1 pseudogene is annotated in these 445 nt (G+C 42.2%); it reads right to left on the bottom strand.

From position 1 onward, the window contains the following. Nucleotides 1–445, bottom strand: a pseudogene (locus GBI16_RS18515) (aspartate kinase); the annotation flags it as partial.

Below are 445 nucleotides of genomic sequence, written 5' to 3'. Positions count from 1 at the left end.
ATACACGTAAAGGAACTTGATATTTCCCGGCAAACTCTACTGAGCGAATTTGTAAAACTTTAGAACCTAATGATGCCATTTCTAGCATTTCTTCAAAAGAAATACGGTCGATTTTTTTGGCTTTAGGAGCAACGCGAGGGTCAGTAGTGTAAACACCATCTACATCAGTGTAAATCTGGCATTCGTCAGCTTTTAAAGCAGCAGCAAGAGCAACACCTGAAGTATCTGAACCACCTCGACCTAGTGTTGTGGTATTTCCATTAGCATCAAAGCCTTGGAAACCGGCAACCACAATAACACGGCCTGCATCTAGGTCATTGGTCATGACATCTGTATCAATAGACTCGATACGCGCCTTGGTAAATGCACTGTCAGTTTTAATACCGACTTGACGTCCGGTATAGGATTTAGCTTCCACACCAATCGAATTAAGTGCCATAGCTAA

Source organism: Acinetobacter sp. TUM15064 (genome assembly GCF_008980265.1).
In the GTDB taxonomy this organism is placed as follows: Bacteria; Pseudomonadota; Gammaproteobacteria; order Pseudomonadales; family Moraxellaceae; genus Acinetobacter.
The sequence above is the reverse complement of the archived record's forward strand: the minus strand, read 5'-3'. Positions and strand labels throughout refer to the sequence as shown.